22 protein-coding genes are annotated in these 23,836 nt (G+C 64.4%); 8 read left to right on the forward strand and 14 right to left on the reverse strand.

The window, feature by feature from the left end; genetic code table 11:
• The first annotated feature begins 334 nt into the window (after positions 1-334).
• From E4K65_RS49605 to E4K65_RS37985, 4 genes are all read left to right on the forward strand, one after another.
• Positions 335-466, forward strand: coding sequence for a hypothetical protein (locus E4K65_RS49605; RefSeq protein ID WP_283813924.1), 132 nt, complete (start codon positions 335-337; stop codon positions 464-466).
• Between the two features lie 280 nt (positions 467-746).
• Positions 747-1,502 carry a hypothetical protein gene (locus E4K65_RS37975; RefSeq protein WP_135178446.1) on the forward strand — a complete coding sequence of 252 codons (756 nt, stop codon included), beginning with the start codon at positions 747-749 and terminating at the stop codon, positions 1,500-1,502.
• A 196-nt stretch (positions 1,503-1,698) separates the two neighbouring features.
• On the forward strand, positions 1,699-2,838 hold the full coding sequence (locus E4K65_RS37980) for a substrate-binding protein (protein WP_135178447.1): 1,140 nt from the start codon (positions 1,699-1,701) through the stop codon (positions 2,836-2,838).
• Between the two features lie 26 nt (positions 2,839-2,864).
• Positions 2,865-4,370 carry an adenylate/guanylate cyclase domain-containing protein gene (locus E4K65_RS37985; RefSeq protein WP_135178448.1) on the forward strand — a complete coding sequence of 502 codons (1,506 nt, stop codon included), beginning with the start codon at positions 2,865-2,867 and terminating at the stop codon, positions 4,368-4,370.
• 28 nt (positions 4,371-4,398) lie between these two features.
• On the opposite strand, the gene E4K65_RS37990 is transcribed toward E4K65_RS37985, so the two are convergent.
• From E4K65_RS37990 to E4K65_RS38030, 9 genes are all read right to left on the reverse strand, one after another.
• Positions 4,399-5,262 carry a sugar phosphate isomerase/epimerase family protein gene (locus E4K65_RS37990; RefSeq protein WP_135178449.1) on the reverse strand — a complete coding sequence of 288 codons (864 nt, stop codon included), beginning with the start codon at positions 5,260-5,262 and terminating at the stop codon, positions 4,399-4,401.
• Positions 5,262-6,452: a dihydrodipicolinate synthase family protein gene (locus E4K65_RS37995; RefSeq protein ID WP_135178450.1), complete on the reverse strand. Its 1,191-nt coding sequence runs from the start codon at positions 6,450-6,452 to the stop codon at positions 5,262-5,264. Before E4K65_RS37995 ends, E4K65_RS37990 begins: the two co-directional genes overlap by 1 nt.
• 10 nt (positions 6,453-6,462) lie before the next feature.
• Complete coding sequence (locus E4K65_RS38000) at positions 6,463-7,614, reverse strand: Gfo/Idh/MocA family protein (protein WP_135178451.1); 1,152 nt, start codon at positions 7,612-7,614, stop codon at positions 6,463-6,465.
• Complete coding sequence (locus tag E4K65_RS38005) at positions 7,611-9,008, reverse strand: enolase-like domain-containing protein (protein WP_135178452.1); 1,398 nt, start codon at positions 9,006-9,008, stop codon at positions 7,611-7,613. Before E4K65_RS38005 ends, E4K65_RS38000 begins: the two co-directional genes overlap by 4 nt.
• Positions 9,009-9,012: 4 nt before the next feature.
• Positions 9,013-9,858: an ABC transporter ATP-binding protein gene (locus E4K65_RS38010; RefSeq protein WP_135178453.1), complete on the reverse strand. Its 846-nt coding sequence runs from the start codon at positions 9,856-9,858 to the stop codon at positions 9,013-9,015.
• A gap of 151 nt (positions 9,859-10,009) precedes the next feature.
• Positions 10,010-11,002 (reverse strand): ABC transporter substrate-binding protein, encoded by a 993-nt coding sequence (locus E4K65_RS38015; RefSeq protein WP_167771479.1) that lies wholly within the window; start codon positions 11,000-11,002, stop codon positions 10,010-10,012.
• A gap of 56 nt (positions 11,003-11,058) precedes the next feature.
• A complete protein-coding gene (locus tag E4K65_RS38020) occupies positions 11,059-11,868 on the reverse strand; it encodes an ABC transporter permease (RefSeq protein WP_135178455.1) in 810 nt (269 codons plus the stop codon).
• A 282-nt stretch (positions 11,869-12,150) separates the two neighbouring features.
• Positions 12,151-12,810 (reverse strand): TetR/AcrR family transcriptional regulator, encoded by a 660-nt coding sequence (locus E4K65_RS38025; protein WP_135178456.1) that lies wholly within the window; start codon positions 12,808-12,810, stop codon positions 12,151-12,153.
• 366 nt (positions 12,811-13,176) lie between these two features.
• Positions 13,177-14,022, reverse strand: a complete 846-nt coding sequence (locus E4K65_RS38030; protein ID WP_167771480.1) for a VOC family protein — start codon at positions 14,020-14,022, stop codon at positions 13,177-13,179.
• Between the two features lie 224 nt (positions 14,023-14,246).
• On the opposite strand from E4K65_RS38030, the gene E4K65_RS38035 reads away from it, so the two are divergent.
• Complete coding sequence (locus E4K65_RS38035) at positions 14,247-15,140, forward strand: sugar kinase (protein WP_135178458.1); 894 nt, start codon at positions 14,247-14,249, stop codon at positions 15,138-15,140.
• An 18-nt stretch (positions 15,141-15,158) separates the two neighbouring features.
• Positions 15,159-16,067 carry a ribokinase gene (locus tag E4K65_RS38040; protein ID WP_135178459.1) on the forward strand — a complete coding sequence of 303 codons (909 nt, stop codon included), beginning with the start codon at positions 15,159-15,161 and terminating at the stop codon, positions 16,065-16,067.
• A gap of 53 nt (positions 16,068-16,120) precedes the next feature.
• Here the strand turns inward: E4K65_RS38040 and E4K65_RS38045 are convergent, their stop codons facing one another.
• Positions 16,121-17,341: an NAD(P)/FAD-dependent oxidoreductase gene (locus E4K65_RS38045; protein WP_135178460.1), complete on the reverse strand. Its 1,221-nt coding sequence runs from the start codon at positions 17,339-17,341 to the stop codon at positions 16,121-16,123.
• A 226-nt stretch (positions 17,342-17,567) separates the two neighbouring features.
• On the opposite strand from E4K65_RS38045, the gene E4K65_RS38050 reads away from it, so the two are divergent.
• The gene (locus E4K65_RS38050; protein WP_135178461.1) at positions 17,568-18,362 is read left to right on the forward strand and encodes an enoyl-CoA hydratase/isomerase family protein; all 795 of its coding nucleotides are present in this window, start codon (positions 17,568-17,570) and stop codon (positions 18,360-18,362) included.
• Positions 18,359-18,964, forward strand: coding sequence for a histidine phosphatase family protein (locus E4K65_RS38055; RefSeq protein ID WP_135178462.1), 606 nt, complete (start codon positions 18,359-18,361; stop codon positions 18,962-18,964). Before E4K65_RS38050 ends, E4K65_RS38055 begins: the two co-directional genes overlap by 4 nt.
• Here E4K65_RS38055 and E4K65_RS38060 read toward each other — a convergent pair.
• The 4 genes from E4K65_RS38060 to E4K65_RS38075 form a co-directional block, all read right to left on the reverse strand.
• A complete protein-coding gene (locus tag E4K65_RS38060; RefSeq protein ID WP_135178463.1) occupies positions 18,924-20,264 on the reverse strand; it encodes a TRAP transporter large permease in 1,341 nt (446 codons plus the stop codon). The genes E4K65_RS38055 and E4K65_RS38060 overlap by 41 nt on opposite strands.
• Positions 20,261-20,839 carry a TRAP transporter small permease gene (locus tag E4K65_RS38065; protein WP_135178464.1) on the reverse strand — a complete coding sequence of 193 codons (579 nt, stop codon included), beginning with the start codon at positions 20,837-20,839 and terminating at the stop codon, positions 20,261-20,263. The genes E4K65_RS38060 and E4K65_RS38065 overlap by 4 nt, the downstream gene beginning before the upstream one ends.
• Before the next feature lie 192 nt (positions 20,840-21,031).
• Positions 21,032-22,027, reverse strand: coding sequence for a TRAP transporter substrate-binding protein (locus E4K65_RS38070; protein WP_135178465.1), 996 nt, complete (start codon positions 22,025-22,027; stop codon positions 21,032-21,034).
• A gap of 61 nt (positions 22,028-22,088) precedes the next feature.
• A complete protein-coding gene (locus E4K65_RS38075; RefSeq protein WP_167771481.1) occupies positions 22,089-23,807 on the reverse strand; it encodes an IlvD/Edd family dehydratase in 1,719 nt (572 codons plus the stop codon).
• Positions 23,808-23,836 lie beyond the last annotated feature (29 nt).

A 23,836-nucleotide genomic window follows, 5' to 3' on the forward strand; every position in this document is an offset into this window, starting at 1 on the left:
ACACAGGAACTGCGAGGTAGGAGGAGCATGCGATGACGTAACCCCATCAACAGGTTCCAGCCGAGGTCTGCGAGAGGATGAGACGAGATGGAGGTTCGGTCTTCCCGGCGCATGCGAACACTGGTGACCCAAATGGCCCAATCGAGGCCTGTCCGCTAATGAGAACGCACGCGCGCTGATATCCATGATGGCCCGGAGAAAATGCTCCAATCAAAGGCCGGATACATTGATGCAAGACCACTCACCACCTGATCGACGAACCTCTTGCTACGCACGGCCGGACCATACATTCGGGTCATTCGCGACCGGGTCGAGCCGGCAGCAAGTCCGATCAATGCCCGTTTTGCCGGCGACAGCGGAAGTCAAGTCAGAGCATGAGGCCGCGCTGACGGCCGCCAAGCTGGTCGAACCCGCCCTGGACGAGTTCTACGCCACGCTGAGCAGCGAGGCTGCGGCATCGGGGTGATGACATTCTGCCTGAAAGCCGATGGCCGTCCACCTCATCATTGGTGGTACTCACCCAGCTCGCCGATCTGCACGAGATGGCTGCTTCGCAAGACGTGCACCCACGCTTACCTATATTGAGTTCGTCATCCGGCCTCATCTTCGCTGAACCTTTGCGGGATTTCCGGGACCAACCTCTATAGGCTTGCGAGAACGACGGCTTTTTGCCGTGAACCGGCCCGACCATAGTGAAGTGACAGTTTGATTTTTTTGGCGCTGCATTAGCGCAAGAGAGGTCCGTTATGGACCGAACAGCTGGCAAGAAAGTCAGTTGCCATGCCATAGAGTGTCATTCGCCAGGATGGCGCCGCTGTGGCATTCTCATTGTTGCGGTGCTCTGTACCGCATGCACTCTCCTATTTGCGAGCGAAGCCAGAGCTCAATGCACGGCGCGAGATGTCCTGCAGAACCAACTTAGGCTCAAGAAAGCTCCGTCAGCCGACAGGCCGCAGATCCCGATCAAATCCGCCGTCGATGTTTCCGTGTGGAGGACGATCACAATCGGGACGTTTGCAAATGTCTTTGCCCTCAGTACCGCATTGGATGCGGTAGGTTGCGGCATCGGAAACTCGGCTGGCGAAATTCTCGCACGACCGACCTTTACCCTTCGCGGCGCGAAAACAAACGTAGAGCTTTTTACGGTGTCGGTAGCCGAACTCGGCTTTAAGATTGATACTGCGTCGCTGGCGGACATTTTTGCGCGCGCCAAACAGCTGGGTTTCGGACTTGCGGCGGCAGAAGTCGGGCCACAGCTGAGGCTGCAATATATCGACCAGCCGATCGGTGAATTTCTCATCATCGGAATGGAGCCAATCAGGACGTGGACGGGCGCCCCCGTCATCTTGAATGTAGCCAATGGCGGAGCGGGACTCATTCTCATCGGCCAGGATGGCAGCGCCGACGCGCAGATCTCCGTGGCATCCCGTTTTGTATTTGTGCGGACCAATGAGGGCGCGCCTGCCGAGGAACACGAGGCCGTAGCACTTATCGATCGCTGAATTTCCAATCGCTGAATTTCCAAGTGTACGCAGCGGCAGAGCCAGGATCGAGCCTGAAAACTCGCGTCACTTCATCGAGCAAGAGGTTGCCGCCGATCACAAGTTTGCCGAGACCGAAAGACGCTTCGGGTGGGCCTCTCGCGTCGATATAGCCGCACCTCGGCTTGCGGGCACAAAGCTCAGGGGAGTATCTGCCATGACACTAGCGTCCGTCAAAGTCGGCATGATCGCGGAGGAGACCGGAGCACTTTCGTTCATGGGCCGCGCAAACGCCAACGTGGCAAGGATGGTGGTTGACGAGATCAACGCCAATGGCGGCCTGCTGGGGCGGAAGATCGAACTCTACCTCGAGGACGGTGCAACGACCGACGCAGTCGCGGAGGCCAAGGCGGCCAAGCTTGTGTTGCAGGACAAGGTGGATGTGATCTTCGGCGGCATCTACAGCTCCACGCGGCAGGCCATCAAGGGCCCCGCCGTCGTGAAGGGCATGACGCTCTACATCTACCCCGAGCAATACGAAGGGCAGGAATGCGACCCGCTGATCTTCTGCACCGGCCCGGTGCCGGCGCAGCAGCTCGACCCGCTCATTCCCTGGCTGATGCACAAGACCGGTGCCAAGACATTCTACCTGCCGTCCGCAGACTACGTCTGGCCGCACGTGATGAACGAGAGGGTCCGCCAGCTCGTCACCGCCAATGGCGGCCGCATCGTCGGCGAGGAATACCATCCCCTCGATCACATGGAGTACGACGAGACAGTTGCGAGGATCATGTCCAGCGGCGCGGACGCGGTGTTCAACACCATCGTTCCACCCGGGGTCGTGCCCTTCTTCGCCCAACTCCACAACGCCGGTTTTCAGGACCGCGGCGGGCAGTTGATCTGCACCTATTTCGACGAGAACCTGCTCGGTCTGCTGCCCGCGCCGCATGTGGAAGGCCTCTACGGCTGCCTCGACTTCTACCAGAACGTCAGCGACCCCTTCAGCAAGACGCTGCTCGGCGCGTACGACAAGCGCTATCACGGCAAGGAGCAGTTCACGGGCGGCAGCGCCTGCTCCGGCCTCTACCGTGGGATCAAGCTCTGGGCGGCGGCCGTGAACGAGGCCGGCTCGCTGCGCCAGGAGGACGTCATCGCTGCGCTCGATCACGCGGGGATCGCCGAGGGGCCGGGCGGTCCGGCGGAAATGGTACCCGGCCAGCACCACGTCCGCATGAACATGTATATCGCCCAGGCGAAGAGCGGCCGTTTCGAGATCGTCGAGAGCCTGGGGGCTATCGCGCCGGACGAGGCGATGGTGCCGTCCGTCGCGGAGTCCGGCCGGAGGCCAATGGCGTAGTCAGCCCACCAGGTAGGGAGCGTGAGATGAATGTCCGGTCTCCTGTCAACGAGAGTCTCCTGAGCCAGCGTCTCGCCGCGCTCGAAGCGGCAAAAAGCTGGGCACCGAATGTTCTGCCGGAGCTCGAGCGCTTCATCCGGACCGCCGACGATTATGATCTTCTTCGCGTCAATCCCATCCAATACGGCGGCGCCGTCCGCATGTCCGAGGCGGACGCGATCGAGCTGTTCGTGCACGCTGCCAAGGTGGGCCTGTTCGATATGGACTGGCTGCTGATCTGCGCCTATTGCCCGCAGGTCGCCGGCAGCTTTCGCGAGCTCGACCAGGTCCATCCACGCTTTCAGTGCGCGTTCTGCAACGCGATCAACGATGTGGCGCTGGATGACTACATTCAGGTCGCATTTACGGTCTCGAGCGGCGTCCGCGACATCATATTCCGCCATCCCGAAAGGCTGTCGGTCGAGGATTTTTACCTGCGCTACAACTTTTCCAAGGGCTTCATCGCTCCGCATGGAATGACGCATCAGCAGCTCGTTGCTGCGCTCTCACGGGGATTCGCCGATATCGAGGCTCATGAGCACCGCAGCTTCGACTTCGACGTCACAGCTGGCCGTTTCGAGGTGCTGGATTTGAGCCACAAGCTCCTTCTGGTCTTCTTCGCGAACGGGGAGCCGGCAGAGCCGCAAGGGACGCTGGTCCAGCTCGAGTCGGGCCGCTTCCATGTGCCGGACCGGCCGACGGCACCGAAAGACATGGTCCTCGGCGACGGACGCTTTTCGTTCCGGCAGACGGCCGATCTCAGCCCAGGCAAGCACACCATCCGGATCGAGAACCGCACCGACGATCGCGGTCGCTTCTGGTTCGTCCAGTATCCCCCAGGTTTCGCGCCCCATCTGGTCGAGTATGAACCGTTTCTTTCCGGCAAGCGGCTGCTGCTCACCCCGAGCTTCCGCGAACTCTACAAGGCGCAGCTGGTGGATGAGGGCGAGAGCCTCAATATCTCGGACATGACGTACCTGTTCACCGATCTGAAGAAGTCGACCCCGCTGTATGAAAGCGTCGGTGACGTGAACGCGTATTTTCTGGTTCGCCAGCACTTCGAGATCTTGAACAGGATCATCCGGGAACGATCCGGCGCCATCGTGAAGACGATCGGCGACGCAGTCATGGCCGGCTTCGAGCGACCCCAGGACGCCGTTCACGCCTCCATCGAGATGGTCGAAGAGCTGTCGCGATTCAATCGGACCGCTTCGCGGCCGCTGGGCCTCAAGGTCGGCGTCCACAGGGGGCGGGCGATTGCGGTGAATCTCAACGACCGGATCGACTATTTCGGGCAGGACGTGAATATCGCCGCACGCGTGCAAGGTCTCGCCGATGTCAACGAAGTCTGCATCAGCGCAACGGTGATGGAGGCACCGGGCGTCGCTGACATCGTCAAATCACGCTCGGTGTCGTGCAACTACGAGAACCTGAAGGGGGTCGGTCAAAAGATGGAAGTCCATCGCATAACAATCCCGCCGGCGCAGGCATGAAGGACCGCAAGGGCGGCGCTCGCGGGGCCTACACCACCGTCCTGTGCCGCGCGATGCACGTGCGCAGCACCTCGTCCATGGGCTTGCCCCACCAGTCGTTGGAGAAGATCTCGATCTCCGAATAGCCGGCAAAACCCCGCGCTTCGACCGCTTTGCGCACCGATTTGATGTCGATGACGCCGTCACCCATCATGCCGCGGTCGTTGAGGATGTCCCTGGTCGGCACCAGCCAGTCACAGACGTGGAAGGCAAGCAGGCGATCCTTGCCGGCGCGCGCGACCTGGCTCATCAGCTCCGGGTCCCACCAGATGTGATAGACGTCGAGCGCGACGCCGAGCATGCCGCTGCGGCCGGGGTCGAGACGATCGCAGATGTCGAGCGCCTGCTTCGTGGTGTTCACGCAGGCACGGTCGGCTGCGTAAGCCGGATGCAAGGGCTCGATCGCCAGCGGCAACTTTGCCTGTTTGGCGTAGTCGAGCATCTCTGCGAGCGCTTCCTCGACCTGCCCGCGCGCCGCCACGATATCCTTCGAGGCCTCGCTGCCCGGCCGCGAATATTGCGGCAGGCCGCCGACCACGAGGACGATGCAGGACGCGCCCAGCGCCCTGGCCTCGTCGACGCAGCGCCGGTTGTCGTCACGCACCTCGGTGCGGCGCGATGCGTCGGAGGTGAACATGCCGCCGCGGCAATAGCCTGACAGCTCGAGCCCGGCATCGCGCACCGCGCGGGCGGCGCGATCGAGACCGACGGCAGCGACCTGGTCGCGCCAGGGATCGATGGCGCGGATGCCATGCTTTGCACAGGCGTCGATGATCTCGACGAGGTCACCCTGCTTGCGGACCGTCGCCGTGTTCAGCGACAGCCAGCGATGGTCGGACGAAAAATCGCGCATCAGGAGTCCAGTCCGTGCAAGGCCAGCACGGTCTTCATCCGCCGCGTCGCCAGTTCCGGATTGGCGAGGAGACCGGCCTGGTCGGCCAGCCGGAACAGCTCGGCCAGATGCAGCATCGAGCGCGCACTCTCCTGCCCGCCCACCATGGTGAAATGATCCTGATGGCCGTTGAGGTACGCCATGAACACCACGCCGGTCTTGTAGAAGCGGGTCGGCGCCTTGAAGATGTGGCGCGACAGCGGCACGGTCGGCCCCAGCACGTCGTGGAAGCCTGCCTCGTCGCCGGCAGCGAGCCGCGACAGCGCGTAAGACGCCGCCGGCGCGATCGCGTCGAAGATGCCGAGCAGCGCATGCGAGAAACCCCGCTCGTCGCCGGCGATCAGCTCCGCATAGTTGAAGTCGTCGCCGGTATACATCTTGATGCGCTTGTCGAGGCGGCGGCGCATGTCGATCTCGCGCTGCTTGTCGAGCAGCGAGACCTTGACGCCGTCGACCTTGGCGGCGTTGTTGTTGATGATGGCCACCGCAACATCCATGGCCTTGTCGAGATTCTTGGTACCCCAATATCCCGTCAGTGCAGGATCGAACATGTCACCGAGCCAGTGGATGATCACGGGCTCGCGGACCTGCGACAGCACACGGTTGTAGACCTTCGCGTAGTCGTCGGCGCCGCGACCGAGTTTTGCCAGCGCGCGCGACGCCATCAAAATGATGCGCCCGCCGACCTTCTCGACCGCCGAGACCTGCTCCTCATAGGCGCGGATCACGTCGTCGAGACCCCTGGCATCCTCGACCGCGAGATGGTCCGTGCCGGCACCGGAGAACACCAGCGCGTTGCGACGCCTGGCAGCGCCGACCGAGCGCGTGATCAGCTCCAGCGAGGTCGGCCAGTCCAGCCCCATGCCGCGCTGCGCCGTGTCCATGGCTTCGGCGACGCCGAGACCGAGGTCCCAGACGTGCTCGCGGAAGGCGATGGTCCTGTCCCAGTCAACAGCGACGGAGAGCCACGGGTCATTGTCGGCGAAGGGATCGGCCACCGTGTGCACGGCCGAGAATGCGATGCGGTTCAGCGATCCCTCGAGCTTCGCCGGGAACGTTCGCGAGGCCGCGAGCCGGTAGGTCTCGATGGACCGGTCGGCTTTGGGCAGCTTCAACGATAGGGATGACATCGGCAGGACGGGCTTGTTCATACTTCCCTCCTCAGACCTTGATCGGGGCGACGTCGATCCATCGCCGCTCCTTCCAGCTCTTCAGCGCGCATTCGGCAAGCTGCACGCCCTTGGCGCCTTCGAGCAGCGTGAACTTGTAAGGAGCGCCCTCGTAGACGTGACGGATGAACATCTCCCACTGCTCCTTGAAGCCGTTGTCGTAGGAGACATTGTCCGGCAGCTTCTGCCAGTCGCCGTAGAAATCGTGCAGCCGCTTCTCGTCGGGATTCCACACCGGCCTCGGGGTAGCCTGCCGCGCCTGGATCATGCAGTCCGAAAGGCCCGCGACGGCCGAGCCGAGCGTGCCGTCGACCTGGAAGGTGACGAGGTCGTCGCGATAGACGCGCGTCACCCAGGACATGTTGATGTGGGCAATGACGCCGCCCTCGAGCTGGAACGTGGCATAGGCGGAATCGTCCGCAGTCGCCTTGTACTTCCTGCCCTGCTCGTCAAAACGCTCCGGAATGTCGGTGTTGCCGATGCAGACCACGCTCTGGACGTTGCCGAAGAGGTTGTCGAGCACGTAGCGCCAGTGGCAGACCATGTCGAGGATGATGCCGCCGCCGTCCTCGTCGCGGTAATTCCAGGACGGCCGCTGTGCCTCCTGCCAGCCGCCCTCGAACACCCAATAGCCGAACTCGCCGCGCACCGAGAGGATGCGGCCGAAGAAGCCGGAGTCGCGCAGGAAGGCGATCTTCTTGAGGCCCGGCAGGAACAGCTTGTCCTGCACCGTGCCGTGCTTGACGCCCTTGGCGTTGGCGAGCTTGACGACCTCGAGGGCCTCCTCGAAGTTCGTCGCGATCGGCTTCTCGCAATAGACGTGCTTGCCGGCATTGATGGCCTGGGTCAGAAGGCCCGGACGCGCCTGCGTGGTCGCGGCGTCGAAGAACATGGTGTCGTTCTTGTCGGCGAGCGCAGCGTCGAGGTCGGTGGTCCAGCGCGCGATGTTGAACCGCTTGGCGAGGGCCTCGACCTTGTCGGCGCTGCGGCCGACCAGGATCGGATCCGGCATCACGCGGTCGCCGTTCTTCAGGCGGACGCCGCCCTGGTCGCGGATCGCGACGATCGAGCGGATCAGATGCTGGTTGAGCCCCATGCGGCCGGTGACGCCGTTCATGATGAGGCCGAGGCGTTGGGTGGTCATGCCAGTTGCTCCTGAAGTGACTTTGGCTGTTCGAGCGGGCGGAGTGCCGACCAGTCCGGATGGACCGACGTCGCAAAGCCCGTTGCATGAAGCGATCCCGTCAGGAGATCGCCGTCGTGAATGGAGAGCCGGATGCCGTGGCCGGCATCGGCATAGAGATCGGGATGCGCGGCCGCGAAGGCCTGGGCTTCCGCGGCGGGCGTATCGCCAAAGCCGTCGACGTAGTGGTGGCCGTTGCGTTCGGCATGGGCGATGCCGAGGAAGGCGCCGAGCGCGAGATCCTGCTGCACGGCAAGGCCGGCCTGGCAGGTCAGGTCCTCGCCGGTCACGAAGAACGTCCCTCCGTCCGCACTCCACTTCGCCGCGCGCGTCGCGTTGACGACGGACTTGTAGAGCCCCTTGCAGGACTTCGAGGAGATGCCGTGATAGCCGAGTGCCCGAGCGGCTGGGAAGGCATCGTAGGAATCGTCGGCCTCATCGATGATGAAACCGCGCGCGGCGAGCGAGCCGAGCGGCGACTGCCGTGTGATATCACGCGGCATCGGCTGCTCGATATAGAGCAACCGCGAAGCGATCGGTCCAAGGCCGGGGTCACGATCGAGCCGATCGATCAACGCCTGAAGCGCCGCGAGATCGGCGTACTGCTCGTTCGCATCGAGCGTCACCTTGTAGCCGTGTCCGAGCGTATCGAGATCCTTGCCGATCCGCGCCAGCCGCGCTGCGTCGGCTGCGGGATCGCCCGACAGCTTCAGCTTGAAGTAACGCGCACCGGCGTTCTCATGAGCGTCGGCGACGCCGTCCTTACCTTCCACCGTATCGTCGAGGCCGACGGTATGCCTGATAGCAACCCGCGGCAGCGGCTTGCGGCCGGCAAGAAACGTTGTAATATCCGTTTCCTTCAAATCAGGCGACAGCCGCGCATCGATGCCGGCAATGTTGCCGGCCATGCCGTCAAAGAAGTTGGTCTCCACGGCACGCAGCACCGCATCGAGGACCGCCTTGTCGATCTCCGCAGGGCCGTAAGCCGCAGCAAGCGGTGGAATGTTCTTCTTCGCACAGGTCGCAATCTGTGCGCCGATGCACGACGCATGCAGGTCGAACGCGGTCAGATATCCGGTCCGCGCCAAATAAAGACCGCGCGCGATCTCAAGCGAGCGGCGCAGACCGTCGACCGTCTGCGCCGGCGACAGCTCCGGCCGCTTGTCGAACCATTTCGGCACCAGCAGTTCGGCACTGGCACCGACCGCGGTTCCCCTGCCCTCGACCTCGATCTCGACCCGCACGAACAGCTGCGGCGTCGCGTGAAGCGTGATCGCGCCAAAGCGGAACGGCCGCGCGAACTGCACGGGACGTTCGAAGAATGCGATGTCTCGCAGCTTCAGGCGCGGCGCCATGGCTTTAGTCCAGTGCACCTTGTGAGAAGAAATGCTTGCGGATGCGCTGCACCAGCTCGGTGAAGACAGGATCGGCCATCACGTCGAGCGAACGCGGGCGCGGCAGCGGCACGTCGTAGATCGCGGCGACCGCGCCGGGACGCTCGGTCATGACCAGCACGCGGTCGGCGAGGAACACGGCCTCCGGAATCGAATGCGTGATCAGCAGCACGGTCTTCTTCGTCTCGCGCTGGATCCGCATCAGCTCGACATTCATGCGCTCGCGCGTCAGCGCATCGAGCGCGCCGAACGGCTCGTCCATCAGCATGATCTTGGGGTCGTGCACCAGCGCACGGCAGATCGAGGCACGCTGCTGCATGCCGCCGGAGAGCTGCCACGGCAGCTTCTTCTCGAAGCCTTCCAGCCCCACCAGCTTCAGCAGCGCCTTGGCACGCTCGAGATATTTTTGCCGCGGCAGCCGCTTCATGTCGATCGGCAGCATCACGTTGGAAAGGATGTTCCGCCAGGGCAGCAGCAGCGCGTTCTGGAAGACGATGCCGACATTGCCGTGCGGCTTCGTCACCTTCTCGCCCTCGACCAGGATCTCGCCTGACGTCGGCGGCAGCAGCCCCGAGATCAGCTTGAGCAGCGTGGACTTGCCGCAGCCGCTTGGGCCGACCACGACGAAGAACTCGCCCTCGTTGATGTCAAAATCGAGCGGCCGCAGCGACGGCACGTCGCCGTCGCGCGTCCGGTAGGTCTTCGACACACCTGACAGCTTGATGCCCGACGCCTCGCCGGCAGCCCGGTCGCTCACCAGTCTCAGATGCGCGGCCGGCTGTGCGTCGATTGGTTTGGTCGCAGGATTCATCGCACCCCTCTCCGCCCGTCGTCCCGGCGAACGCCGGGACCCATACGCCGTGCCGGCGCGTTTGGGCACGCGGCGAGAGACCTTCCGTAACAAGCATGGACGGTGGTTATGGGTCCCGGCCTTCGCCGGGACGACAGCGGATATTTGTCGCTCACGAGCCGCTCTTCGGCAGATAATCGTTGGTGTAGAACGCCTTCGGGTTATCCTTGGCCTTGGCGTCGAGCCCGCCATATTCGACCAGCAGGTTGACGGTCTCGGTCATGTTCTGGTCGGTGACCTGGAACGGCCGCTTGGTCTTGGTCTCCGCGGTCCGGTAGAGCGGAATGGTCAGTTCGAAGCCCTGCGTCAGCGTGTCGATCTTGCCGCCCTTGGGGTTGGCATCGAGGATCGACTGCGCCGCCACCTTCGGCTCCTTCTCGGCGGCTTCGACCGCCTTGGTCGTCGCCGACATGAAGCGGCGGACGAGATCGGCATTGGCCTTCACATAGTCGGCGTTGGCGATGATGCCTGAGGACACCATGTTGATGCCGTAGTCGGCGAACTTGATCGGATAGACGTCCTTGCCGGTAGCGTCCTTGATCTTCATCGACTGGTCCATGACGTAGCCGAGCAGCAGGTCGGCCTGGCCGTTGATGACGGCGTTGAGCTTGGTCTGGCCGTCGCCCGCCACCGTCTGGAAGTCGCTTTCCTTAAGGCCGGTCTTCTTCAGGAACAGCGGCCAGATCTGGGTCATGGAGTCCGCCGGCGTGATCGCAACCGTCTTGCCCTTGATGTCCTCGGGCTTCCTGATGTTCTTGTCGACGAAGCCCATGGCGGACATCGGCGAGGTCTGAAGCAGCACACCGGTCGCGACCACCGGCGCGCCCTTGATGGCGGCGCGCATCATGGTGGGCACGTCGACATAGCCGAAGTCGGCGGTCTTGGCGGCAACGGCCTGCGTGGTCGCAGCCGAGCCGCGGCCTTCCTGGATCTCGAGGTCGATGCCTTCAGCCGCGTAAATGCCCTTGGCCTTGCCGTAATAGAACGGCGCGTGTTCGCCATAGACGTACCAGTTCAGCATCAGCACGACCTTGTCGGCTGCCTGCGCCGGCATCGCCGCGAACGCCAGCAGCGCCACTGATGCAGCCCCTATCCACCGCTTCATCGTCACTCTCCCTTGTCGTTGTTGTTTCGGCCGTTGGTGGCCGTTCGTTGCTTCGCTTACACAGCGAAAATCACATCCTCGCGCTGGCTGACATGCCAGGGAATGACCAGCTTCTCGATCCGGTCCACGATCCAGAACAGGATCACGCCGAGCAGCGCCAGGATCACGAGGGCCGCGAACATGGTCGGCAGGTCGAACGTGCCGATCGAGCGCTGCATCACATAGCCGATGCCGGAATTGGAGCCGACGAACTCGCCGACGACGGCGCCGACCACGGCGAGCGTCACCGACACTTTGAGCCCGGAGAAGATCGCGGGCAGCGCATGCGGCAGGTTCACCGCGCGGAACACCTGGAAACGGCTGCCCTGCATGGCGCGCGCGAGATCGACCATGTCAGGGTCGACCGATTTGAAGCCCTGAACCGCCGAGACCACCACCGGGAAGAAGCCGAGCAGGAAGGCGGAAATGACCTTGGGAATGATGCCGAAGCCGAACCAGACCACGAACAGCGGCGCGATCGCGATCTTCGGCACGGACTGCGAGAACACCAGCAGCGGATAGACGTAGCTCTCCACCGTCTTCGACCCCGCGATCAGCATCGCGACGGGAATGCCGAACAGCGCCGAGAGCAGGAAGCCGCAGACGGTCGCATAGGTGGTCGGCCAGGCCTGCCGCAGCAATTCCGGCCATTCGGTGCGCAGCACGGCGACGACATCGAGCGGAGCCGGGATCTGGTAGGCGGGAATCCTGAACACCCGGATCGCGAGATCCCAGGCCACCACGATGAAGACCAGGAACAAGAACGGCCGAACCCAGGCCGCGTTCAGCACCTTGGACACCGCACCTTGCTGCTTCGGTTCGGCCAATTTTCACTCCCGGCATTCTTCTTCGTTCTCAGGAGAAATTAACCCGTTGGATAAATACTGTCCAGACCTTTCCCTGTGACGTTTTGTGCGGGGGTTCCGCATATACGGCGTCGTCCCGGCGGAGGCCGGGACCCATAACCACAGGGGGGAATTGGACGAAGACTGGTCGTTCGGGACTAGCACCGCGCGCCGTCGATAGATCACGCGGTATGGGTCCCGGCCTTCGCCGGGACGACGATGGGGAGGGATATCGGGTCAAGCGAAGCGGCGAAGCCGCAGCTCCTACACCGTCTGCACCACGCCCGCGCGCTTCTTCGGCGCGTTGACGATCTGCAGCAGCTCCGCCGACCGCCCCGTCAGCGCGGCCAGCACGAGGCCGGCCATGTGCGCGAGCCGCTCGTCCTTGGCGTCCTTGGCGAGCAGATCGCGGCCGAAGATCACGCTCAGCGTCGCCGAGTTCGAGAGATAGAAGAAGCTGAGCGCCGCGATCGAGATGTAGAGCTGGACGGGATCGACCGCGACCTGGAAGTCGCCGCTCTCGACGCCGCGCCTCACCACGGTGCGGATCATCTCGACGAAGGGCGAGTGCATCGACTTGACCTTGGTCGAGCGCTTCAGGTGCTTTGCGCGCGCGAGGTTCTCGGTCTGGAGCAGCGAGAGGAACTCGGGGTTGCGCAGGAAATAGCCCCAGGTGAATTCGATCAGGCGGCGGATCGCCTCGGGCGGATCGAGATGCTCGAGATCGAGCCCGCGCTCCTCGCTGCGGATCTTGTCATAGGCGCCTTCGAGCACCGCCAGATAAAGCTCGTCCTTGTTGCCGACGTGGTAGTAGAGCATGCGCTTGTTGGCGCCAGCCTTGGCCGCGATGCGGTCGACGCGCGCCCCGGCAAGCCCGTGGGCGGAAAACTCCTGCTTGGCGGCTTCGAGAATGCGCAGCCGCATCCCCTCGGGATCGCGCTGCCATCTCAGATTTCGCTTTGCCTTCGCCTTCGCCAAACCGGTTGCTCGCTGGGTGCTGTCAGGATGTCCTGTAACACGCGCGCACGGGTTTGAGAACGTTTCGTCATTCCGGGGCGCGCCCTCTTGGGCGCGAGCCCGGAATCCATCTTGCCGCGGGGTACGTGGATGAATGGATTCCGGGCTCGCCGCTCCGCGACACCCCGGAATGACGGAGGAAAAAAGCGTCCGCTGCCTCAACACCGTCATTGCGAGCGCAGCGAAGCAATCCAGACTGCCACCGCGGAGACAGCCTGGATTGCTTCGTCGCAAGGGCTCCTCGCAATGACGAGTGGAGAGGTCGGAGCCTGCTCAACCGGGCTTCGGCGAGCGCTCCAGCAGCACCGTCTGGATGCCACAGGTGCCGTCCCTCACCGTCATGATCCGCGTGCCCGGCTTGCGGCCGTTGCGCACCTCGGTGACGTCGAGGCCGGCGGCGATCAGGCGGGCGCGCGTGGCGTCGATATCGGCGACCCGCCAGCTCAGGCCCCAGAGACGGTCATGCGCGGCATCGCCGCCCGCCACGGGGCGGCGCACCACCTCGACGATGAGGTCGCCGCAGCGGAAGAACATGAGCTGGCCCCAGTCCTGGTGCGAGCGGTCGAGCGCGAGATCAAGTCCGAGCCGCGCGCCATAGAGCGCGGCGGCGCGCTCGGAATCCTCGGTGGTGATCACGACGTGGTCGAGCGCGTCGATCGGCGCGATGTCGGTCGGGACCGATCGGGGGCGCTCCTCGGCCAGCTCGAGGAAGAACATGCGCACGCCACGCGTGAGTTCCGTGGCGGCGCGCGTGCGTTTCCAGTGCAGGACGGCCTCGGTGACAGCGTCGCTGCTTTCGACCTCGGCGACCGGATCGGGCTTGAGCGCCACCCGCTCCAGCCGCCGGTGCATCCTGCTCATGTCTGCGACACGAAAGCACAGGCTGGCGAGCACGCCTTCATGGTCGTCGAGCAGCGCGCGCATCCGGTCGGCGGTGACGCTGAAGCCGCTCGGCGCCATCAATTCGATCGTCATGTTCTCGAGGGTGAACAGCACCCGGTCGGCGCCCTCGCCGGAATTCTGCCAGGCCGGCGCGCGTCCCAGCAGCGTCTGATACGCCGCCTTGGCCGCACCGATATCCCGCACCAGAGCGACGACGTGATCGAGGCCGGTGATCATGCTCCCTCCCTCCCGACGGGGCCGGAACCGAACGTCCTGGGGGCGTCGGTTCTGCCCGGGCAACGCTGGCCCTGCCACGGTCGTATTCCGGCCCCATACCGACCTCAAGCGCCTATCGCCATGACTCTGCAAATATTTTGGCTCCGCGAATGTTTTTGGCTCCCGCCGAAGCGGTGCTAAGGTAAGCAGCCGGCCGGGACCACCCAGCGCATCACGGACAAGCAATGCAGGCTCTCTTTATCGGACAGACCTATATCGACGTCGTCTTCATCACCGACCACATGCCGACCGGCGACGAGAAGCACGTGGCCTCGGACTACGCCGTGTCCTTCGGCGGCAACGCGGTCACGGCAGCGTTCTGCTGCGCCAAGCTCGGCATCGTGCCCGATCTGATCGCGACTGCGGCCAATGACTGGCTGGGGCGCATGTTCCAGGACATGTGCGCGAAATACGCGATCTCGCTGCATGCGCGGAAGGTGAACCAGTCCTCGCTGTCCTTCATCATGCCCAAGGACGGCAAGCGCGCCATCGTCCGCTGCCGCGACGATTCCCACATCCATCCCTTTCCGATCCTCAATCTCGGCAATTGCCGCGCGCTGCATGTCGACGGCCACCAGCCCGACGCCGCGATCCACTACGCCAAGGTTTGCCGCGAGGCCGGCATCCTGACTTCGCTCGACGGCGGCGGCCTGCGCACCAACACGCACGAGCTGCTGGAATTCATTGACGTCGCGATCGTCGCCGAGCGGCTATGCGAGCAGATGGACCTGACGCCTGAGAAGATGCTGGACTACCTGAAGAGCCGCGGCTGCAAGATCGGCGGCGTCACCATGGGTGAGAAGGGCCTGCTCTGGTACAACGAGACGGGCACGGTCGAGATCATGCCGGCGATGCCGATCCCGCGCGAGCGCGTGATCGACACCAACGGCGCCGGCGACGTCTTCCACGGCGCCTATGTCTATTCCTACCTCGCCCATCCCGGCAAAAGCTGGCGCGAGCATTTCGACTTCGCCCGCGCCGCCTCGACCTTCAAGATCCAGCGCCTCGGCAACGAGGCCGGCCTGCCGACCCTTGTCGACATCGCCAAGGTCAGGCACGAGTTCGAGGTCAAAGCCTAGTCTTCGGAGAGGTTCAAAATGGGGCGCGTCTACGTCGCCGGAAGCATCAACATGGATGTGGTGGCGACGGCCGACCGCCATCCCAAGGTCGGCGAAACCGTCGCCGGCCAACAGGTGCTGTATTTCCCCGGCGGCAAGGGCGCCAACCAGGCCGTCGCGGCCTCGCGGCTCGGCGCCCGGACCACGCTGATCGGCCGCCTGGGCAAGGATTCATTCGGCGCCGAACTGAAGGCCTTCCTCGGCGGTCAGGGCATCGATCTCGGATATCTCCAGGAGACGGCGCAGGCGCACACGGGCACCGCCATCATCACGGTCGCGGCGGCCGACAACACCATCGTCGTTATTCCCGGCAGCAATGCGCTGGTCAGCGCGGATGACGTCAGTGTCGTCCCGCTTGTCAAAGGCGATGTCGCCGTCAGCCAGTTCGAGATTCCGCTCCCCACGATTGCCGCCTTCTTCCGGCGGGCGCGGGCGGCGGAGGCGACGACGCTGCTCAACCCGGCGCCGGCGCAGAAATTCGGCCGCGAGCTGCTTGAGCTCGTCGACATCCTCGTGCTCAACGAGACCGAGCTCGGCTTCCTCGCCGGCACCGAGCTCTCCGACAGCGACGAGGCCGTGCGAATCATCGACGTGGCGCGGCAGCTTCAGGCGCACGCGGACCAGACCATCTGCGTCACGCTCGGCAAGCGCGGCGTGCTCGCCCTCGCAGGCCAGGAGGAATTTCCAGTGCCGGGCCGCGTGGTGAAGGCGGTCGACACCACGGGCGCCGGCGATTGCTTCGTCGGCGCGCTGGCGGCGCAACTCGCCGACGAAGTTCCCCTGCGCACGGCGCTCGCCTTCGCCAACGCCGCCGCCTCGATCAGCGTGCAGCGCATGGGTGCCGGGCCGTCGATGCCGACGGCCGCGGAAGTGGCCGCTGTCTTATAGGACGGAGCGCGCTTCCTTCGCCTCTCCCCGCAAGCGGGGAGAGGGAGAAGAGTTCACGCCAGCGCGCTCTTCAGGTCAAAGCTTTCATCCGCGGCCTGCTCCGGGGTGATCGAGCGGTCCATGCCCTGCAATCTGCGGCCGAACATGTGATCGCCGGCGCGGTTGATGGACTCGATGCCGACCAGTCTGTCGCCCCTGTAGCAGAACGCCGAGAACGCCTTCCTGGCGGGATCGCCGCGCAGAACGACGCGATCGTAGCCGGTGGTGAGGCCCGCGATCTGGAGCTTGTCGTCACCCTGATCGCTCCAGAACCAGGGATGGCTATCGTAAGGCTTGCTGTCGCCGGTCAGCCGCGCCGCGAGGCAGCGGGCGTGGTCGGTGGCGTTCTGCACAGATTCCAGCCGCAGCGAGCCGCCGAAGCGCGGGCTTGCGAACAGCGCGCAATCGCCGATCGCCGAGATGTTGGGATCAGCCGTCGCGAGATATTCGTCGACGATGATGCCGGCAGCGACCGGCAGTCCCGCCTCGGCCGCGAGCTCGATGTTCGGCAGCACGCCGACGCCGACCACGACGAGGTCGGCGGGCAGATGCCTGCCGTCGCTCAAGGAGACGCCGGTGACCTTGCCGCCCTCGGCCTCGATCGAGGTTGCTTGCACACCGAGATGAATGCGGATGCCGGCCTCGCGATGCCGCGCCTGGAAATACTCCGAGACCTCCGCCGTCACCGCGCGCGCCATCACGCGCGGGGCGAGCTCGAGTACGTCGACCTCCAGCCCCTTGATCCGGGCCGTCGCTGCGAATTCGAGGCCAATGAAGCCGGCGCCGATCACCACCACCCGCGTCTTCGACGCCATGATCTTTCGCAACGCCTCGCTGTCGTCGAGGATGCGCAGATATTTCACATCGGGCAGGTTGGCGTTGGGCAGATCGAGCAGCCGGTTGCGCGCGCCGGTCGCCAGCACGAGGTGGCCGTAGGGAAGCGTCTCGCCCGAGGCGAGGAGGACCTTGCGCCCGGCGCGGTCGATCGACACCGCGCGGCCGGCGATCAGCTCGATCTTCTGGTCCGCATAGAATTTCTCCGGCCGGAACATCAGGCTCTCCGGTCCGGCGGAGCCCTTGATGTAGGCCTTGGACAAGGGCGGCCGCTGATAAGGCAGGTGCGCCTCGTCATTGATCAGGCAGACGCGATCGGAAAAACCGGCCTGCCGCAGGGATGCCGCAGCCTGGTAGCCACCATGGCCGGCGCCGACAATGATCACCGGACCGCCAGTCATTGGAACAGCCCACTTCCGGAGACACGAGCGTGACCCATGTCGTCTCCTCTCACGCTGATATTGGCTTGGCTAGCCCAGGAGGAGCCGGCGCTCGTGTCCGTCCCTCAACAAAGGCGGCCCTATTTGAGCCTATCGCTCCGCCCAGCGCAAGGGCGGCGCGCGGGGATTGTCTCCCCTCGCCTTCTGCGATTTAGTCGCACGAACCACCTCATGCCGGGGATTTCCAATGCCAGCTCCCACCTCCCACCCCGATGATCCCGCCTTGCTGCGGATCGACGGTCCGATCGCGACCATCACACTCAACCGCCCTGCCGCGTTCAACTCGATCAACCTGGCGATTGCACAAAAGCTCGAACAGCTCGCGTCCTATCTCGAAGGCGACGACGCCATCAGGGTCGTGGTGATCGAGGGCGAAGGCCGCGCCTTCTCGGCCGGCGGCGATTTGCAGACGATTGGAGCTGCGGCCGAAGCGGGCACGGTGACGCCGGTGGTCGGCGAGCTGCTCAAGCATTATCACGCCTTCATCGAGACCATCCGGCGCATGCCGAAACTGTCGCTGTCCAGCGTCCACGGCTCGGCCGCCGGCGCCGGCATGGGCCTCGCCTTCGTCACCGATCTCTGCATCGCCGCGGAGGACGCCAAGTTCACGCCGGCCTATGCCAAGATCGGGGTGTCGCCGGACGGCGGCTCGACGGTCGGCATCGTCGGCACGGTCGGCTCCCGCCGCGCGCTCCAGATCTTCTTGTCAGAGGACAATTTCACCGCGCAGCAGGCCTACGAATGGGGCCTGGTCGCGAAGATCGTTCCCGCGACCGAGCTGAAGGCGGCGACGCGGCAGTTCGCCGAACGTCTCGCGCAGAACCCGCCTGCCGCGATCGCCGGCACCAAGTCGCTGGTCTACCAGGCTGCCACGACGCCGGTGAAACAGCAGCTCGACGCCGAGGAGCACAGGATCGTCATGGCGATGAACACGGAGGAGTTTCGGCTCGCCGTGAAGAAGTTCACGAGCAAGTCGAAGTGACACCCGCGCGCACCTTCTACGGCCTTCGTCACGGCGCGACCGACTGGAATCGCGAGGGACGCTTCCAGGGCCGCACCGACAATCCGCTGAACGCGGACGGTCTGCGGCAAGCGCATGAGGCCGTGGATATGCTGCGCGGCGCCGGCATCAGCCGCATCGTCGCAAGCCCCCTGGCGCGCGCTGCGCGAACGGCCGAGATCATCGCGGACGCGATCTCGGTGCCGCTCGCGATCGACGACGGCATCATCGAGTTCGACTTCGGAAGCTTTGAAGGCCTCCCCGTTCGCGACCTCATGATCAAGCACGGCGTCAACTCGGCGACGGGCCTCGTCTCGATCCTGCCCGCCGATGGCGAAAGCTGGGACGCCATGACGGAACGGTCACTGGCTTGCGTCTCGGCGTGGCTCGACGGTCACCCCGACGACAATCTGCTGTTCGTCTGCCACGACGCCGTGATGCAGGGCATGGCAAACGCACTGTGCGGCAGCTATTTCAAGAACAGCCACGGCACGCCGTTCCGTTACGTGCGCGAGCAGGCGCAATGGCGGATCGAGCAGGTCGCTATTGCGGGCAGATATAGCCCGTCCCCGCCGGCGACTTGAAGCAGCCGACCGACTCGGGGAGCACCTGCCGCGGCAGCCACAGCACGACGCTCGGGAAATAGATCGCGAATGTGATCGTTGCCAGGAACACCACATAGATCGGCAACGCGGCGCGCAAGGCCTTGGCAAAGCTGATGCCGACGAATTTCGACGCCATCAGCAGCACCAGGCCATAAGGCGGCGTGATCAGGCCGAAGGCGAGCGTGGCGATCAGCACCACGCCCATATGCACGGCATTGATGTCGCCCGCCTCGGTCAGCGTGTTGACCAGCGGCATGAAGATGATGATGGTCGGCACCGGCTCGATGAAGTCGCCGACCACGGTGAACAGCAGCACCATCAGCAGCATGATCAGGTGCGGATCGTGGCCGGCAATCGAGGTGATCACTTCTGCGATGTAGCTCGCGCCACGCAAGTAAGCGAGCATCCAGCCGAAGGCGTTGGCGGCGCCGATGGTGATCAGCGGCAGCGAGAAGATCAGCCCGGCGAGACAGAAATCATAGGGGATCTTCCTGAAGTGGCCGCGGTTGAGCGCGGGGATGACCACGAGGACGATCCAGACCACGGCGACGACGCCGGCCTCCGTCGGCGTGAACCAGCCGGTCAGGATGCCGCCGAGCAGGATCACCGGGATCATCAGCGGCAGGGCCGCATCGCCCGCCGCGAACACCACCTGCCGCAGCGGCGCGCGCGGCTTGCGCAGGCCCGAGGGGCCGAAGAAATAGCAGTAAATCATCAGGCCGAAGCCGATCATCAGACCCGGCACCACGCCCGCCATGAACAGGCCGGCGATCGAGACGTTGCCGACGGCGCCATAGACCACCGCCGTGATGCTCGGCGGCACCAGCGCTGCGATCGTCGAGGCGGATGCGATGATCGCGGCGATGAAAGCGGGCTCATAGCCCTCGCGCTTCATCGGGCCACCCAGCGCGCGGCTCATCACCGCGACGTCGGCGGTGGTCGAGCCCGACATCTCCGAGAAGAACATGCTGAAGACGACGACCACCTGCGACAGTCCGCCCCTGATATGCCCGACCAGCGACACCGAAAGATTCGCGATCCGCACCACCACATTGGCCGAGCTCATAAGCTCGCCGACCAGCAGGAAGAACGGGATCGCCAGCAGCGCCTCGGAATCGACGCCGTCGAAGATCTTCTGGATGATGGCGGCGAGCGAGACGTCGGACAGGATCGCCCCGATGAAGACGCCGGCCATCAGCGAGAACGGCACGGGCACGCCCAGATAGCCGAAGGACAGGAAGCAGATCGACATCAACGCCAGGACGACAGGTGCGCTCACGGCTGCGCCCTCATCTGTGCGTCGGTCACGACGGGCGCTGTGTCCTCGTCGGGCGGCTCGGGATGGTCAAAGCCGTTGCGCAGGCCGTTGACGAGCTGCTCGATGGTGAAGAGGCCGATCAGCACGCCCGAGAGCGGGATGATCGCATAGAGCGAAGCGATCGGCGTGCCCGACGGCAGGCGAAAACTGCCGAAGCCGCGCAGATAGTTCTGGTAGCCGTACCAGATCAGGCAGAAGGCGACGCCGAGCACGACCAGGCGGATGATGACTTCGACGATCAGCCGCGGCGTTCCATGCATCGCCTCGGAGATCGCGGTGAGATAGAGGTGATCGTTGCGCCGCGTCGCAGCCGCCGTGCCGACGAAGATCGCGTAGATGAACAGCGTCGAGGTCACCTCCTGAAGCCACAGCCAGGGATGGCCGATGGTGCGGGTGACGATGTCGGCGGTGACGGACAGCGAGAAGCCGAAGCACAGCACGCCGCAGAGAATCATCAGCGCAAGCTCGAGCCAGTCGAGCCCGCGCCATTTCAGGTGGCGTTGGCGCTGAACGAGCAGTTTGTCGGCGATGGGCATTTGCGTCCTCGTCATCCCGTAGCTAGCCCGTGTGACAGCTGGGAAGCTGCCGATCGTGCTCGGCCTGCATGGTTCGAGACGCCCGCTTTGGCGGGCTCCTCACCATGAGGGGTCTAAAATCTCGCCGCAAAGCGAGACCTCATCCTGAGGGCCCGCCGCAGGCAGGCGTCTCGAAGGATGGCCGCGGGCGACCTAATTGATCGACCGGATCAAATTCTTGATCTTCTCGGCATGCGGGCCGAGCTCCTTGGCGAGCTTGTCGAGATAGGGATCGGCGATCGTCGTAAAACTCTTCTTGTCGACGTTGTCGACGATCTTGACGCCCATCTTCTTCAGCTTGTCGGCCGCGGTGCGCTCGAGGTCGAACGCCTTCTGCGGCTCCTTGGTGCTGATCTCGTTGGCCGCCGCCTGCACCCACCCCTTCTGCTCCGCCGACAGGCTCTGCCAGAGCTTGTCGGAGATGAACACCAGCGCGTTGTTGGCTTCGTGCTCGGTGATGTTGAGGACCGGCGCGACCTCGTAGTGCTTGTTGACGAGGTAGACGTTGATGCTGTTCTCGGCGACGTCGACCACGCCGGTCTGCAGCGAAGTATAGACGCTGCCGAACGGCATGTGCACGGTCTGGGCACCATAGGCCGGGAACATCAAGTCCTCGGTCGCGGTCGCCTGGACGCGGACCTTCAGGCCCTTGACGTCGCCGACATTGTGGATTTCCCGCCTGCTGTACATGTGGCGCACGCCCTGCGAGCCGGTCGCGATCACGTGCAGGCCCTGCGTGGTCTCGTCGATCATGGTCCTGAGCGCTTCGAACACGCGGGGATCGGCCAGCCCCTTGACCGCGTGGTTCTCGTCGCGGAACAGGAAGTGCAGCGACATCACGCCGGCCTGCGGCGAGATCGTCGCGGTGTTGGCCGAGGAGATGATCGCGAATTCGACGTCGCCGGCTTTGACGAGCTGAAGCACCTGCGGCTCCTGCCCGAGCTGCGCGCCGGGATACTGGTCGATGATCATGGTGCCCTTGCTCAATTCCTTGAGCTTGTCGGCAAAGAGGTCGCCCGCGATCGAATAGCCGGTGTTGCGCGGCTGGTCATAGGCGAAGCGATAATGCTTCACCTCCTGCGCCGACGCGCCCGTGACGAACAGAACAGCGGCCGTTGCCGCCAGCCCAAGCATGGATCGTGCAATCATCGTTTCCCCCTGTTTTATCGCCCGCCGCTTCAGCGGTCTGAGCGTTCGTTCGGGTGGTTGATCACCCCTTCTCGGTCTGCTTCCCAGTCCTCTGCATGAAATCGAAATCGCAGCCCTCGTCGGCCTGCATGATGGTCTCGTTGAACAGCCAGGCGTAGCCGCGCCGCGCCTCCTCGGGCGCAGCCGCCGGCTTCAAGGCGGCGTGCCGCCGTTCCAGCTCGACGGCATCAACCAGCAGCTCGATGCTGCGCTTGGCAACATCCAGCCGGATCATGTCGCCGTTCTTCACCAGCGCCAGCGGCCCGCCGACGGCGGATTCCGGCGTGATGTGGAGCACGATGGTGCCGAACGCTGTGCCGCTCATGCGCGCATCCGAAATGCGCACCATGTCCTTGGTGCCGCCGCGCGCGAGCTTCTTCGGGATCGGCAGATAGCCCGCCTCCGGCATGCCCGGCGCGCCCCTCGGGCCGGCATTGCGCAGCACCAGCACGTCGTCGGCGGTCACGTCGAGATCGGGATCGTCGACCCGCAAAGTCATGTCCTCGACGGATTCGAACACCACTGCCCGGCCCGTATGCTGCAACAGCTTCGGGCTCGCGGCGGATTGCTTGATGACCGCGCCGCGCGGGGCGAGATTGCCGTGCAGGACGGCGAGGCCGCCTTCCTTCTTGATCGGATTGTCGCGCGGACGGATCGCGTCCTGGCCGGGCACGTCTTCCGCATTCGCCGCGATATCGCGCAGCGTCTGACCGGTGATGGTCTTCGCGTCGAGATCGACGAGATCGCCGAGCTGCGCCAGCAGTTTCGGCACGCCGCCGGCGTGATGGAAATGCTCCATGTAGTGCTCGCCCGACGGCTTGAGATCGACCAGTACCGGCACCTCGCGGCCGATCTGGTCGAACACTTCGAGATCGAGCCGGTGCGGCGAGCGATGCGCCATCGCGGTCAGATGGATCAGGCCGTTGGTCGAGCCGCCGATCGCCTGGAGCACGACCTGCGCGTTCTTGAAAGATGCCGGAGTCAGCAGCTCGCTCGGCTTCGGCCCCTTGGTCCTGGCCATTTCGGCCGCAACCCGGCCGCTGGCCTCCGCAAGACGGAAGCGTTCGGCATGCGGCGCCGGGATCGTCGCGCTCATCGGCAGCGACAGCCCCATGGCCTCGATCATGCAGGCCATGGTGGAGGCCGTGCCCATCACCATGCAGGTGCCGACCGACGGCGCGAGACGGCCGTTGACCGCCTCGATCTCGGCGTCGTCGATGTCGCCGGCGCGATATTTCGCCCACAGCCGGCGGCAGTCGGTGCAGGCGCCCAGCACCTCGCCCTTGTGATGGCCGACCACCATGGGGCCAACGGGGATGACCACGGTCGGCAGGTCGGCGCTGATCGCCGCCATCACCTGGGCCGGCAGCGTCTTGTCGCAGCCGCCGATCACGATCACCGAATCCATCGGCTGGGCCCGGATCATCTCCTCGGTGTCCATCGCCATCAGATTGCGCAGATACATCGAGGTCGGATGCGCAAAGCTCTCGGCGATCGAGATGGTGGGAAACACGAACGGCATCGCGCCCGACAGCATCACGCCGCGCTTGGCGGCCTCGATGATCTGGGGGACGTTGCCGTGGCAGGGATTGTAGTCGCTGTAGGTGTTGGTGATGCCGACGATCGGGCGCTCCAGCGCGTCGTCGGAATAGCCCATGGCCTTGATGAACGCCTTGCGCAGGAACAGCGAGAAGCCGGCATCGCCATAGCTCGTCAGACCCTTGCGCAAGCCACTCGTCATCATGCCACTCCATTCACCTTGCCATTGTC

Origin of the sequence: Bradyrhizobium niftali (assembly GCF_004571025.1) — a bacterium.
Lineage (GTDB): Bacteria > Pseudomonadota > Alphaproteobacteria > Rhizobiales > Xanthobacteraceae > Bradyrhizobium > Bradyrhizobium niftali.